Source organism: Polaribacter sp. SA4-10 (genome assembly GCF_002163835.1).
GTDB lineage: Bacteria > Bacteroidota > Bacteroidia > Flavobacteriales > Flavobacteriaceae > Polaribacter.
Genome location: NZ_CP019331.1, coordinates 127,545 through 142,136, shown reverse-complemented (window position 1 = coordinate 142,136; position 14,592 = coordinate 127,545). Strand labels below are relative to the sequence as shown.

The 14,592-nt window shown below is 34.0% G+C and carries 14 protein-coding genes; 10 read left to right on the top strand and 4 right to left on the bottom strand.

What is annotated here, in order from left to right; all coding sequences use genetic code 11:
* Positions 1-7 precede the first annotated feature (7 nt).
* The 7 genes from BTO04_RS00690 to BTO04_RS00660 all read left to right on the top strand — a co-directional run bounded on the left by BTO04_RS00690 (position 8) and on the right by BTO04_RS00660 (position 9,081).
* Positions 8-496: a hypothetical protein gene (locus tag BTO04_RS00690; RefSeq protein ID WP_087562660.1), complete on the top strand. Its 489-nt coding sequence runs from the start codon at positions 8-10 to the stop codon at positions 494-496.
* Positions 493-864: a TIR domain-containing protein gene (locus tag BTO04_RS00685; protein ID WP_087562659.1), complete on the top strand. Its 372-nt coding sequence runs from the start codon at positions 493-495 to the stop codon at positions 862-864. Before BTO04_RS00690 ends, BTO04_RS00685 begins: the two co-directional genes overlap by 4 nt.
* A 520-nt stretch (positions 865-1,384) precedes the next feature.
* Positions 1,385-3,643: a lipopolysaccharide assembly protein LapB gene (locus tag BTO04_RS00680; protein WP_087562658.1), complete on the top strand. Its 2,259-nt coding sequence runs from the start codon at positions 1,385-1,387 to the stop codon at positions 3,641-3,643.
* A 235-nt stretch (positions 3,644-3,878) separates the two neighbouring features.
* Positions 3,879-4,835 (top strand): ferritin-like domain-containing protein, encoded by a 957-nt coding sequence (locus BTO04_RS00675; RefSeq protein WP_087562657.1) that lies wholly within the window; start codon positions 3,879-3,881, stop codon positions 4,833-4,835.
* 31 nt (positions 4,836-4,866) lie between these two features.
* A complete protein-coding gene (locus BTO04_RS00670; protein WP_087562656.1) occupies positions 4,867-6,960 on the top strand; it encodes a LodA/GoxA family CTQ-dependent oxidase in 2,094 nt (697 codons plus the stop codon).
* Complete coding sequence (locus BTO04_RS00665) at positions 6,957-8,096, top strand: FAD-dependent monooxygenase (protein ID WP_087562655.1); 1,140 nt, start codon at positions 6,957-6,959, stop codon at positions 8,094-8,096. The genes BTO04_RS00670 and BTO04_RS00665 overlap by 4 nt, the downstream gene beginning before the upstream one ends.
* 163 nt (positions 8,097-8,259) lie before the next feature.
* Positions 8,260-9,081 (top strand): hypothetical protein, encoded by an 822-nt coding sequence (locus BTO04_RS00660; RefSeq protein WP_087562654.1) that lies wholly within the window; start codon positions 8,260-8,262, stop codon positions 9,079-9,081.
* A 536-nt stretch (positions 9,082-9,617) separates the two neighbouring features.
* Here the strand turns inward: BTO04_RS00660 and BTO04_RS00655 are convergent.
* Complete coding sequence (locus BTO04_RS00655) at positions 9,618-9,818, bottom strand: hypothetical protein (protein ID WP_087562653.1); 201 nt, start codon at positions 9,816-9,818, stop codon at positions 9,618-9,620.
* A gap of 156 nt (positions 9,819-9,974) precedes the next feature.
* Positions 9,975-10,259: a hypothetical protein gene (locus BTO04_RS00650; RefSeq protein WP_087562652.1), complete on the bottom strand. Its 285-nt coding sequence runs from the start codon at positions 10,257-10,259 to the stop codon at positions 9,975-9,977.
* A 144-nt stretch (positions 10,260-10,403) separates the two neighbouring features.
* On the opposite strand from BTO04_RS00650, the gene BTO04_RS00645 reads away from it, so the two are divergent.
* Positions 10,404-10,814 (top strand): TIR domain-containing protein, encoded by a 411-nt coding sequence (locus BTO04_RS00645; protein WP_087562651.1) that lies wholly within the window; start codon positions 10,404-10,406, stop codon positions 10,812-10,814.
* Positions 10,804-11,688 carry a DUF4231 domain-containing protein gene (locus BTO04_RS00640; RefSeq protein ID WP_087562650.1) on the top strand — a complete coding sequence of 295 codons (885 nt, stop codon included), beginning with the start codon at positions 10,804-10,806 and terminating at the stop codon, positions 11,686-11,688. The genes BTO04_RS00645 and BTO04_RS00640 overlap by 11 nt, the downstream gene beginning before the upstream one ends.
* A 309-nt stretch (positions 11,689-11,997) precedes the next feature.
* Here the strand turns inward: BTO04_RS00640 and BTO04_RS00635 are convergent, their stop codons facing one another.
* Positions 11,998-12,648, bottom strand: coding sequence for a hypothetical protein (locus BTO04_RS00635; protein WP_087562649.1), 651 nt, complete (start codon positions 12,646-12,648; stop codon positions 11,998-12,000).
* Positions 12,649-12,667: 19 nt separating this feature from the next.
* The gene (locus tag BTO04_RS00630; RefSeq protein WP_087562648.1) at positions 12,668-12,946 is read right to left on the bottom strand and encodes a hypothetical protein; all 279 of its coding nucleotides are present in this window, start codon (positions 12,944-12,946) and stop codon (positions 12,668-12,670) included.
* Positions 12,947-14,012: 1,066 nt separating this feature from the next.
* Here BTO04_RS00630 and BTO04_RS00625 point away from each other — a divergent pair.
* On the top strand, positions 14,013-14,495 hold the full coding sequence (locus BTO04_RS00625; RefSeq protein WP_087562647.1) for a hypothetical protein: 483 nt from the start codon (positions 14,013-14,015) through the stop codon (positions 14,493-14,495).
* Positions 14,496-14,592 lie beyond the last annotated feature (97 nt).

The following is a 14,592-nucleotide window of genomic DNA, read 5'->3' as shown; positions in this document are numbered from 1 at the left end:
AACCTGAATGGAACAATCAGAATATAAAAAATCATTTGAAGATGAAGTTGATTGGGTCATAATTGACCAACTTCATTCTGCTACTTCAAGGTTTAGTACTGCAAGTATTGAACTTAAAAAAATGTTCATTATTCTGATAGGAATATCAATTCCAGCAATAATAAAACTGACTGATTCTAAAATTGATGCATCTCTCTTTGTAACTATTTATGTATTAACTTTTACCTTTTGGTATTTAGATGGTTTTACATATTTCTATCAAGAGAATTTAAGAGCTAAAATGGATGAAAGATTTGAAAAACTAAAACGTAAAAACACAATTAGCGAAACTGAAGATGAAAATTCGGAAACTGACGAATATACATTACCTGATGACCGCAAAAAATCGGATAGATGGTCAAGAGCCTTTTTAAATTCATCTGTAAGAATTTACCAAATATTTTTTATTCTTAACACGATAGCCTTTGTGCTTTTCATAAAAGGGATTGTCGGATGAAAATTTTTGTTAGCTATACTACTCGCGATAGAAATATCACAAGAGAACTTTTATTAAAGTTATATAATGAACTTTCCGAATTTGAAACTGTATATATTGATTTGATTCACAATGATTCAGAAAATAAACAAAAAAGAGTTTTTGATGAATTAGAATCTGCCGACCAAGTTGTATTAATAGAAACAGAAAGTGTTTATGATTCAGGTTGGGTTAAAATAGAATTAGAAAGTGCGAAAATTTTGAAAAAAGATATCATCAAAATTCCGTACAATGAACTAATTGAATTTCTAAAAGCGGAAAAAAGTCAGTGGCTAACAATGTATATAGAAAATAGGCGAAATAGTAATAAATTCAAGGCTTTTGGCTAATATCAAAGTTTGTGTTTAACCGAAAGTTTAGTACTTCTAAATCGCCTACTTTTCGTACAAAAACACGTTACCACTTTCACCGGAACAACAAAAAACTAAACTCCTTCAATTTCTGATGATTTTCTGTATCCTAGAAAAGGTTGTTTTAGTAATTCTTTTAAAGAAGAATTTTTCACTTCATCCGGAAACGAATCTACTCCGTACACAATTTTCTCTCTGTCTAAGTGCAAATAAGTATGGCAATAAATAACGGATATTCAATTTAATTTTAACGTTGGAGATGCTATTCAATAGCATGGAGCTACGTATTATTTAACTCAAATTCATTTTTAGGAACCTTCAGCACACACTATAAATGGCATTCTATATCCATTAGAAATTCATTGAGTGCGTAGAAACGTAAAAAACACGTATAAATACGCATAGATAGTATTACTTTTTCCTTTAAATTTGATATTATACATATTGTGTATATCAGCAATGATGATATACAATTGTTAGCTGCAACCACAAAACAATAATGAAAAAATACGAAAAAATAATACTCATCATTTTTGGTGTTGCACTGGCACTTCAATTATTAGCATTCCCAGGTAAAAGTGCATTACTTGCTCTTACGACTTGGGGCTTATCCGCTTCTTATCTTATTGGTGGTTATTGGCTCTTTGGAACAAAAGAAAATAAAAGAATAGCTATTTCCATAATAGCTGGGATAGCATTTTCGTCTTCGCTTTTCAACTTGCCTTTTTTAATATGGGTCAATAAAGAATCTTATTACTATTTTCTCCCTATTGCAAATGGACTACTATTTTTGTTCCTATTAGGGTACTTATTTCTTCAAAGAAAGTCCGAAACGAATCTTAGAAATATCAAATTAATATTTATACGCTCGTTAATTGTTTTAATAGTAACCTCCTTTTTTACTTATACTCCAATATCATTCAAACCATATAGAGCTATTCTCTACTCACTTAACAATGGACGTGATTATATTCAAGCTAACTTAAGAATGTTTGATTATACCGAGGAATGTGAAGATGCTCTTGAAAAAGGCGAATGCGATAGAGCAATTCAATTCGCTTTACAAGCGAATGATGCAGGAAAGACTTGGCTTGGTGTTCCATTAGAAAGTCAAAATGACTCATTAAATATTGATGGAGACAATATAGTTCAAGATTATTCAAACGAAAGTCAACTTTGGCAAATAAGTGGGACATTTAGTAATTTATATAAAGCTTATAAATGTAAAGCTGATGAACATTATGAAAACAAACAATATGAACAAGCTTTAAATTATTACATTAAGTCAGATGTAGGACTCACTAATTATGAGCGTAAATCTGAATATTGGAAGATTGAACAGACGTACTCAAAAAACCGACTTGCTCTCTGCTACAAAAAACTATACAACTATGAATATGCAGATTCTCTTTTTGTCGAAGCGATAGAACAATATGAAGCTATTAAGGACACAACTGATAGAAATGTAGCTATCTTTTATAGTAATCTTGCCGAATCAATGTCTGACCAAGTAGAGTTCGGATATTCTAATTTATTTTATAAAACAGCGATTATAATTCTTCAAAAAGACAGTTCAAACAAAGAAAACAAAAAAGATATAATTGAAAATTATCATAACCTAATAAAAAATCATATACGAACTGACAGCTTAGAACAAGCTAAATTGTATATTGAAAAAACCTTTAAAGTCGCTGATATGGCGACTGTATATTTTTGTAATACAAAATTATATGAAGGTCTTTATTTTTACAAAAAAAGTCAATATAAGAAGGCTGATGAAATTCTCACTGAAAGCCTAGATTGTTCTATAAGCATTCTTGAACCAACAAATCAAAACATTGCAGAAAACTATCTAGTATTAGCTCAGGTAAAAATTGCACTTGCTGAATATGAAAAGGCAAGAAATATATTAAACAAAGGAATAGAAATAACAGTAAAAAACTATGGAGAAAATAGTGAACGATTAGCCAATTATATTAAAGTAGATGCCCATCTCGATAAAGAGCTTGGGAATTACCAAAAATCCGAAAAAAAGTATTATCAAATACTCGAAATATATAACAAGGAACTAGGGGGGGGGAATTCAAAAATGCCCGAAATTCTTTCAAGTCTAGCTGACCTTGAAATAATACTTGCAAAATTTGGTAAAGCAAAGACCCATTCTGATAGCTCAATATCTATTGCCAATTTCTTTGTTGACCTTGATAATCCAGCTGTAACTGTCTTAATAAATAATGCTGCATATGTCAATTACTATATTGGCAATTACAATATATCTGACTCTCTTTACCAAAAGACAATAAAAATTAATAAAGACTTTGAATTACAAACAACAGCTACTTCTGCTCTTGCATTAAACGGACTTGGACTTATAATGACTGCAAAAAAGGAATACAAAAAAGCAGATTCTTTATTCGTTCAAACACTTAAACTACACAAAGAAATATTTACAGAGAATCATCCTTTTACAGCAGTAGTGTATTTAAACTATGCCAGTCTGAAAATAGAGCAAAAAAAGATTAATGAAGCTAAAGAAATGCTAACTAAATCATTGGACATCAATAAACAGTTTTTTGACATTAGACACGATATTTTTGCAGACATTTATTCAGCTTTTGGTGATTTAGCTAAAAAAGAAAAACAACCAAATATCGCTAAAGACTTTTATCAAAAAGCACTTGATATTTACCTTGAAAAATTTGAAGCTAATCATATAAAAGTAATATCTATAAAAGAAAAATTAAAAGGCAGCAGCTAACAATGGCTAAAAAACATAGGGGGTTTTGGTGGTGAATTGGAAGTTCAGAGCTTCGTTTGAAACCCGCCAAACCAAAATTTTGATAACGAAAAAAGAAAAATAATTATAAAAATATTTGGCTTGGCTAAGTACTAAACTGAAAGGGCAGCGTTTCAAACTCCCCTACGATTTCTTAGCCTAAGCGTTAGCATACATTTTATTAATAGAATAATTAGTAACCAAAAAAAGAAAACAAATGAAACTAACACAAAACGATTGGAATCTTGAACATTTAAAGGTTCATTTACAAAGTGCCGTCGATCTCGAATTCTGGACGATTCCTTTCTACATGTCTGCAATGTATTCGATTAAAGATAAGTCGTCAGAATCTTATCAATTAATAAGAACCATTGTAAACCAAGAAATGCTGCATTTGCAATGTGCTTCCAATATTGCTAATGCCTATGGTTTATCACCGAGTATTGACGCACCAGTATATGAAGGAACCACCATTCCACATCTCGATTTCTCGTTAGACAATCAGGAGGTTATTAAACCTTACTTGCCCTATACAGCAGAGATTGGGCCTTTAGATTTAAATCACATCAATGCGATGTGTCTAATAGAGATCCCAGATTATGAAACGAGGGAAAAAGTACCACTTTTTAGCAAAGTAGAAGAGTATGGTAGTATTGGTGCTTTTTACGAAGCCCTTCGTTTAGGTGCTTCACACTTAAAAAAGGATATCAAAGGAGGTGTAAGACAGGTCGATTTTTTCTCTGCCTTTTACAGAAATATGCCAGAAATGAAAATCACAGAATCCAAAGATGTTGGATTTAACCAAGTAGATTTACTAATAGATTTAATTACAGAACAAGGAGAAGGACAATCTAAAGTAAATCAAACTATTCCAGAGACTTTCCAAAACACAGCGGATGATACCGAGCCGGAAGACGATCATTTTGAGAAGTTCAATGAGATTAAGAATTCACAACCTTTTCCAGAGACTTTCCCAGTAAAAAAAGTATCAGACTATACCGCAGAAGACAAAGAACTAGAAGCCATACTAATAGAGCAATTCACTGAGTTGCGTGAAACTCTGCAACGATTGTTCAGTGGAGAGAACCCAGAGAAATTCTTTGCAATTATGGCCAGCGTTGGCGGTGCCATTCGTAACTGCTGGGAGCATGGAGTGACTCCAAAATATAGTTAAACTACTAGTCTAAAATTTAACAATTAGAACCATGAAAAATAAAACCATATTTAGAGTACATCCGACCATTAATTTTGCGCGTTTTGGAACAAGTGATGATTATATATTATCTCCTGAAGATAGCGCTGGAATGCCTCAAGAAGGAACCGACACTACTGGAGGATTGCCTATCAAAAAAGGAACAGAAAAAACAACCATTACCAGTAAAGATCTTCGAGATGAAGACGGAAATTTAAAGAAGCAAGCTGCGAGATTTCGTATTTATACTTACGATCATAATGGCAAAGCAAGTTATCCAGAAGGTGGCGGAATAGAAGTAACAATAGGAGCAAAGTTGCCCGATGGAAGAGTGGTAAGAGACCTTGTCTGGTCAAGTCATCTAGCCAATAAAAAGGCGGCTGCCTATAACGTAGTAAACAACAAAGGGATCTTGGCATATGCAGACAATCAAGTACCGCAACTGCGAAACCCTGAAACCCATGGAGATATTGATTCGGACTATCGTTTAAACAGGTTGATGATCGACCCAGGGCCAAGAACCATAAGTGCTTTAAGTAAGGAGCGCGCAAAGTTTGATGATTGTACGATACCTACCTGTTTAAATGATAAAGGAGAAATAGAAAAATTGCCAGCCTATCCAGTTCGTTTTCCTGCAGATTCGAACGAAGAGCTTTTTGAACCTAACGGTCCGCTAGACACCTTGGGAGAAATTCTAACGGATGATAAAGGACGCCTACTGGTGTTGCCCAGTACAGGAAACGCTGTTGGGCAATATGATGAATACGGCGTGCCCATTCAAATGACGGGCGATTTAAATAATGTTGGATGGTTTGATTCTGCTGCAGACGGACCGGTTTCAGTAACCATTCAATTTGCAGACGGTTCGAGCGAAGAAGCTTTTGGTGCTTGGGTAGTTTGTGGCGACCCTGCCTACGCTCCTCAAATTCGTAATGTTGTTTCTGTATGGGATGATGTGTATGATACCTTTGTACGTGAATTAGACTTGCAACCCGAATTATTCCGTCAAACAGGGGAATCCGAAAATGGAGACGATGGTGAAGGTGTTTATCGCTTAGATTATCTACCAAATTTTGCGAATGACATCAAGCCTACGTTTATTGCCTGTACCTTACAACGTTGGACAGCCAATTTACCAGAGATGGCTTTGCGTGCACATACAGCAGTGGATGCTATTAGCGAAAACGATGATCCAAACAGGACCATCATGGCGGCCTTAAATTTCTTACGAAACCCGAATAACGAAGAAACCAATATTGGAGCACCTTTAATGCCTTTGTCATTAGGGGCTGCTGGGACTTCTTTCATGACTGTAACCAAAACCCAATATTTCTTTCTAGAACAATGGTCTAAGAAAAGGTTTACCAAAGGAAACGAAACCAAGCTAGGACCAGGAGAGTTATTGGATATGGCATCCTTAGCCAATTGTTTGGGCGGACGTTACGTACCAGGTATTGAAGTAAGTTATACCGTTCGTTGCAAAGACATGTACATTCAAGATTGGAAAATATCTGGTGCAGGGCCTTTCCGTATAAAACACTTTCCATTGAAGTATGAAAACCTAGATAAATCCACTCCATTTCTAAAAAGCGGATGGATTCCATTACACGATATGACCGATGGTATTGAACCAGGAGATATCTCAAAATTCATGGCAACTCCGTGGCAAACAGACTATAATTCCTGTTCCATTCACCAAACCGCTATTAATACCGATGGTGTAAACGAAAGTAACGGTGCCGAAACAACCCTATATTGGTCGTGGCCATCACAAAGACCAGATGCAGTGTATGTAGCAGAAGAAGTAGTGAACAATGTTCTACCAAAACAAAAATGGTCTATTCGTGGCCCAGGAACTTATGCAGTGAATCCTGCACAAGCCGCTACTTTTCAAGACCCTCTGGATGCAGTAAATGAATGGCATAAAATAGGAATAATCATACAGGGAACTAATGTAGATATTGAGGGGAGGGAGTTTTCGCCAGAATTGTATTTAGAGGTACAGGGGAAATTAACCAATCCAGGAGATGCTACAGATCCTGTAGCAGAATGGCCATTTAACGCCAATCCGCCGAAAAAGAAGTCTAAAAAAGACTGTCCTTTTTGAAAACAACAGTCACATATGATGTAGTAATTATAGGAGGTGGGCCTGCTGGATTAAGCGCGGCCATCTCTCTTCTCCAAAAGCAAGAACTTTCAGTACTTGTCATTGAAGGGCAGGCTATTGGTGATGAGCTTATAGGAGAGAACTGTCCGCCCAATACCATCTTGCTTTTAAAACAGCTGAGAGTAGCAAAAGCATTTTACAAAGGAAATCATGCACCCTGTCCGGGGTACGCTTCCGTATGGGGAAGAGCAGATGTAGGGTACAACGATTTTATAGTGAACCCATTGGGACCATCATGGCGTTTAGATCGTAAAGCATTTGATAGCATGTTGGCAGATGAAGCTCGAAGGCTAAGTGCTCAAATACACTGGTCCACCCAGTTTTTAGATGCTGTAAAAGTAGAAAAAGGCTATGCCTTACGCTTAAGGGATAGGATCGCAAATGCAGAATATAAAGTAAATGCACGCTTTGTTGTAGATGCCTCTGGTGCCAACTCGCGATTTGCCAAAGCTATTGGAATTAGTAAAATTATTGAAGATCGCTTATTTGCTTCCATACGTATAGCAAGCATTGCAGAAGGAAAACCCTCGAAACAAATACAGATCGAAGCCGTACCTGAAGGTTGGTGGTATAATGCCGCTTTGCCAGATAATCGTATTATTACCATGATGCTTTCAGAAAAAGAAAACATAGCAGCGCTGCAAGATTCGCAACATGAAGGTTTTGAGGCACAATTAGCCAATACCAATTTTATAGCAGAACGATTAAAGAAACTAAAACTAAAAGAACACCAATACTATACTCGGCCTGTTTATTCAGGGATTTTACCTGTTATAGAAGGAAAAGACTGGGTAGCAATAGGTGATGCAGCGTCTAGTTATGATCCTATAGCTGCTCATGGTATTCATAAAGGAATAAGCGATGGTATAAGAGTAACTTCTAAAATTCTTGCTTTTTTCAATGGGGAAGAAGAACTCAATTCGTTTTCTGCTTTTGTCAATGAACGTTATGTCAACTATAAGAAAAACAGAGATTATGTTTATGCTATAGAGCAGCGTTGGTATGACGCTCCGTTTTGGAATAAAAGAATTATGAATCCATTGGAAATCACGTATGCTAACAATGGCTATAAGTAATTGCTTGTTCTCGCCCACTTCTGAAAATCCGCGAGGATTTTCAGTTTTGTGTGTACTTGCAAAATTAACTGCTAAACCACGCAACTACTCATAGCCGAGACCGTTGGCAACAATTAATTAAAATCATCATAAAAGAATATTAAAATCAACTAAATAATTACATATGAATAATACTTATATTCCTAATACCAACGTGAAAGCTAAGGTGTTAGACCCTAACCCTATGAATCGTTATGTTTCTCTATTTTTAAAAAACAATGAAACAGACAATGGTAAAAATTCTGGCTCTGTAAATGCTGGAACTAGTAATACAGGATACTTATTTTCTGTTGGTCTTGGTGGTATTAATCGTGCTTTTAAAAAGTCTTTAAAAAATGCTGGTCAAAATACGAATACGTATCAGAAGATTCATCAAAGCCTTTATGACGAGTTATCAGGCTCAAATTTATCAGCATACAACTCTAAATTTAGCTCCGCCGACCCAGTACAATTCTCTATTATCCGAAAGCCAGACCCTAAAATTAAATTACAGGGAGACGATGGTATCGTATTTATTGACATATTCAATCCAAAAGAATTCCCTAATGGTAACCCTTTAAATTATAGCATGATTTATGTCGTTCCACCTAATCGAGAAAACTACACGGATAACAAAACCTTTCTCAATGCAGTTGAAGCTTCATGCGTAAATATGATTGAAGCACTGCATTTGTATAATTCAGAACATGCCAAACCTGGTAACTCTTCAGGCCTGGAGACAATAGAGAACATAAGAATGTGCCTATTCAGTGGAGGCCTATATCGAGGAAACACTCCGCAAAATGATGTCGCTCGCCACAACTTATTGGGCATAGAGGGTGGCTTAAGCAATATAGGAGGTAAAAAGAGCTCAATAGAACTTGTGATTTTTGAAAATTCTTATGATAAAGATACCATGCAAAATGTTTTTCAATCGATCAAAAGTAAACTTTCAACAAAGAGTTGAATTTTGGTTTCACTAATCTTGAATTAAACCTGTTATAATAAAAGTCGCCAACAAAAAATAAACGCCATTAAAACGGGTGTTTATTCAAACACGGCACCACTTTCACCGGAACAACAAAAAACTAAACTCCTTCAATTTCTGATGGTTTTCTGTACCCTAGAAAAGGTTGTTTTAGTAATTCTTTTAAAGAAGAATTTGTCACTTCATCCGGAAACGGATCTACACCGTACACAGTTTTATCGCTGTATAAGTGCAAATAAATCTGGCAATAAATAACGGACATTCTAATTCATTTAATTTTGAAGTTGGAGATGCTATTCAATAGCACGGCGCTAACTATCATTTATTGCAAATTCATTTTCAGGAACCTTCAGCACACACTATAAATGGCATTCGGTATCCATAAGAAATGCACTGAGTGCATAAAAGCAAAAAACAGGTATTAATACGTATAGATAGGATTACTTTTTCCTTTAAATTTGATAGTACACATATTGTGTATATCAGCAATGATGATATACAATTGTTGTAGTGCATTAAACATCTGCTTCACGCTCAGCCACACCAATAAACGGATTCCCAAATTTATCTGAATGTATATGCTCAACAACAGTCCAAGTAGTCCCAATTATTCTGCCATCATCAAAAACCCATCCATGAGAATCCCAACCTGTTTTAGAGTATTCAGTTTCGTACCATTCCTGAGTTACGATTCTACGCTCTGTTACTTTTGCCATAATAAAAATAACGCACTACAACAATTTGTATAAGTAATAGCCGTTGCAGTGCTTGTTTTAAGGCTATTACCCTTTATTAAGTTACTTTTAAATTCGATACTTATGTGCTTTCAATCGGCTACTACTCATACAATAGCCGTTGGCATTAACTAAAAATCAACTCATTAACCTTTTTGTTAAATCTTTTTTTTGTTTAAAGCTTAGCTTGTTTTTTGGTTTTGGGTAAACAGATATCCATCTTTTATTATAAGAATAAATCTCTTTAAATATATTACCTATTTCTAAAAACAAATTAATAAAAGTTCTGTAAAATAGAATAGGTATAAATAATAAAAACCAAGCTGTTTTTCTTTTATGTAGGTAATACCCGTTATCACTACCTGTTAAATAAACCACTTTATATAAAATCATTAATAAAAGTGTAAAAATATTTTTAATCATAATGTAAATTTTATGTGTTAATACTGTACTAAATCGCTAATGCCAACAACGGCTATAATTAACCTTTCAGGTCGCTACGCTTAACCATAGCCACGTACCGTTGTGCCTAATGTCAAAATGAACTTAAACTTAAAAAAATAACAAATGCCAGAATTACACCGTTACAGAATTTTCGCAAGCCATGCTTGGCACCGAGATGAAGCCTATAAAAGATTGTTTCAATTCTTAGATGCTGCTCCACTATTTATTTATTCAAATTACAGCGTTCCACAAGACAAAGCTTTTGTAGGGATGAATAATACTCAACTCATAGAACAACTAAAAAGACAAGTTAGACCTGTTGAAGCAGTAATAATACTTGGTGGCATGTATGTTTCGCATAGTGGATGGATACAAGCAGAAATTAATTTTGCAAAATCCATTGGAAAGCCAATCATTGGCGTAATGCCTTGGGGTGCTCAAAGAATGCCTCAAGCAGTAACAAATGCAGCTGATATTGTTGTTGGTTGGAATACTTCGTCAATTGTAAACGCAATAAGAAAATATGCCATCTAATACTAATAGACCAGACTATCCTGCACTTTATGACTCAGCAAATAATGCTTCATTGACAAGTCAAAAGTATTACATGCTTGGAATGAAATGGTATATTGGATTGTCTATTACTGCAGCATTTCTATCAATTTATATTAAGGAATCAACATTTGCTGGGATATTGGCCACAATTATGTTTTTTGCAATTATGTTTTTGACCATTTTTCAGGCAGTAAAGAGGTATGACAGAACTTGGTACAATGGAAGAGCTGTTGCCGAATCTGTCAAAACTAGAACTTGGCGTTTTATCACAAGAGCAGAACCCTACTTTAACAACGAAAATGTAAATAATGTTAGAGAAGAATTCTGCAATGACTTAAAGGATATTCTTGACCAGAATCGTGAACTTGGTAGCTTTTTAAGCCATGAAAGTGTAACAAAAGACACAATTACCCAATCTATGTTGGAAATTCGAAAGTTTAGTTTAACGGATAGATTGAATTATTACGTAAGTAATCGAATCAATGAACAGAGAAATTGGTATCACACAAAGGCGAGTTATAACAGAGCAATGGCTAAAAAATGGTTCATTGGTTTAATCGTTATTAACTCGATAATTATCCTACTGCTTTTGATTGAAGTTGGTTACGACATTTATAATTTGCCAACACCAGCATTGATTGTAGTTGGTTCAAGTATCGTTTCATGGTCTCAAATTAAAAAATATCAGGATTTAGCGACTTCTTATGGTCTTACTGCACATGAGATTGGAATAATAAAAGACCAAAGTTTTAAAGTTCAGGGAGAAAAAGAGTTATCGGACTTTGTCAAAGATGCAGAAAATGCGTTTTCAAGAGAGCATACTCAATGGGTGGCAAGAAAAGATAAACCATGAGAAAATAAAAACACTAGGCACAACAATGGCTATAGTTAATACGGGATTTGGTGCTTGAACAAAAGTTTGTACCTCTTTATTAATTCCGCCAAATCTTTTGATTTGGCTTTAGTACAAAAAAGATAAAACAAAATAAAAAGTTTTGGCTAAGTGCTAATTCGAAAGTTCACTACTTTTAATTCCCGTACTAACCATAGCCTAGACGTTATACCCAATTTAAAATTAAATACAGCAAAGTTAAAACCCCAAAATAAGTCAAATTGACTTTTTCGAGGTTTTATAATTTTAATAGAAATCTAATCCCCTAGGCTATTGAAAGAACTCCTTTAAGAAAATTGCTGGCTTTCCTCCTGTAATTACAGTATATCCTGTTTGAGAAAATGTATCTCCATTTTTAGTTTTACCTGAGATCATAATATTTTTAGATCCTGCTAAAATAGTACCGAACCAGTCACCAGTATCTACTTGTACACCCATTTCGTGTGGAGTACCCAGTTTTGTAGCAATAATATTTCCTGTTCCATTAGTTATTAATGTACGTTGCCCAATAGCTGGAGGCGGAAAAAATTGAGAAACAGTAATATTCGTTAATGCTCCAAGTGTTATAAAACCTGATTCATTGGCTACATTTACACCTATATCATTTGTATCTGCTGCAACCATATGAATAGTCCTACCGAACTCAGGATTGTCTGAATTGTCTAGACAATACATCCAAGGCGTAGTAGATATGTGTCCCGATTCTGTTTCAAATGTTGCATAATACTTAACATGAACATTTAATGGATTCGTTACTTTTCCTTCATTATCTAAAGTTAAATTATAAAAAGCATTAAGCCCTAATGTGCCCAAAGAATAAGTGCCAGTACCATCAGTTAAAATCACTTCTGTTAAAGGTTCAAGTGGATTAAAATATTGATAAATTGTTACATTTTTTACTTTTATTGGAATAGGTTGCATAATTTAAGTTTTATAAATATTAATTAATTTCTTTAATATTAATAATGTGAGCATCACCTTTTAAAGGCTTGTAAACACTTACAATCACAGCTCCAATTACAGGGTGTCTTGTTACAGATTCTGTATTACAGAAAAAATGATAATTCATACCTGCTACTACTTGCTGAGACACTGCTACTGGCGTATATATCACACCCAAAAGTCCTTTAATAGCTTCATCAAAAGCTGTTTTACTATCATTATTAATTTCACATGAATACGGTGAAAACGCTCCTAACATATTAGTTTTATTTGACATTTTATTTTTATTTAAGTTCTCCTACTCTATTTAAAACAGGCTTTTCGGATTTCGCCTTTGTAATCAAAAACGAATTGTAGCTACTCCAATCGAATCACTTGTTTTTGATTACGTAAATTTATAATAATACCGTAGCATATTTTAGAGTATAAATACCACATTTTTAAAATAGGTGTTTATACCTAAACTTATTATTCCCTAACGTTTGACAATTCAAAATTGAGGAATTAATGTAATGAATTATGAAAAAATATAATAGGCATTTGATATTTGTATACGAATGCATGAATTTGGGGTATAACAGAAAAAAGGGAATAACACGGTATATAAAAAATAGCAGAAAATTGCAATATGAAAAGTTTGAGCTTTTCAACTATCTTTGCTTCTAAACGGAGAGTAATTGCATTTCTAATCCGCTACTTTTCATATACAAACCGTTACCACTTTCACCGGAACAACAAAAAACTAAACTTCTTCAATTCCTGATGGTTTTCTGTACCCTAGAAAAGGTTGTTTTAGTAATTCTTTTAAAGAAGAATTTTTCACTTCATCCGAAAACGGATCTACTCCGTACACAATTTTATCGCTGTATAAGTGCAAATAAACCTAGCAATAAATAACGGACATTCTAATTCATCTAATTTTGAAGTTGGAGATGCTATTCAATAGCACGGCGCTAACTATCATTTATTGCAAATTCATTTTTAGGAAGCTTCAGCACACACTATAAATGGCATTCGGTATCCATTAGAAATGCACTGAGTGCATAAAAGTAAAAAACGGGTATTAATACGTATAGATAGGATTACTTTTTCCTTTAAATTTGATAGTACACATATTGTGTATATCAGCAATGATAATATACAACCGTTGGTAGCCATTTGACAGAAACATTGCAGAAAAAATCAACGGTTCAGAGAAAGAAAGTTGTAATTTAAAACAACAAAAGTCACGCACTATAAAGTGATTGAATCAAAAGAGCTAAAAAACATGTAAAATTAAATGATTATTTTAGGTCGAAAACCGAACCGCTTAAGACCTTAATGGGGCATTATATTTTAAAATTATGAAAAATTTATTTATTCTATTTCTAACTATTGTTCTTGTATCCTGTGGTAATAAAGATGACACTAGTAAAATTAAAAGTACAATTTCTTCTGAATTTTCACCTGAAAAGTTTGTAGGTTCTACTATTGCATATAAACTCAATGATGAAATTAAATTAGGAATAATTGAAAAAAAATTAATTACTTCTTTTAATAAATATTCTAAAAAAATAGAATTAGGAAAAAAAGCACTTTCTTATGAAATATTCAAAATTGAAGAAAGTGGTTATATTAGGTTTTATAATGAAGATGGGTCTGCTTCGACCATAGCTTTAATAGAAAGTGAAAATAAATCACAAAATAGACACTATCTCATGCAAGTAGGAGAAACGGTTTGTACTACAACAAATTGTGCAAATTGTTGTAGTTGTGTTCCGAATGGCGATTATTGTACTCATTGTGATCTTAATAGTTATGACTGCAAAAGAACAACATCTGGTTAATTTCAAAAACGGCTATCAACATGTTATATAAAAAATAGCAGTAAAGCATTAAAAATAAACAAATAATAATAATAATAATAATAATAATATCCCATCC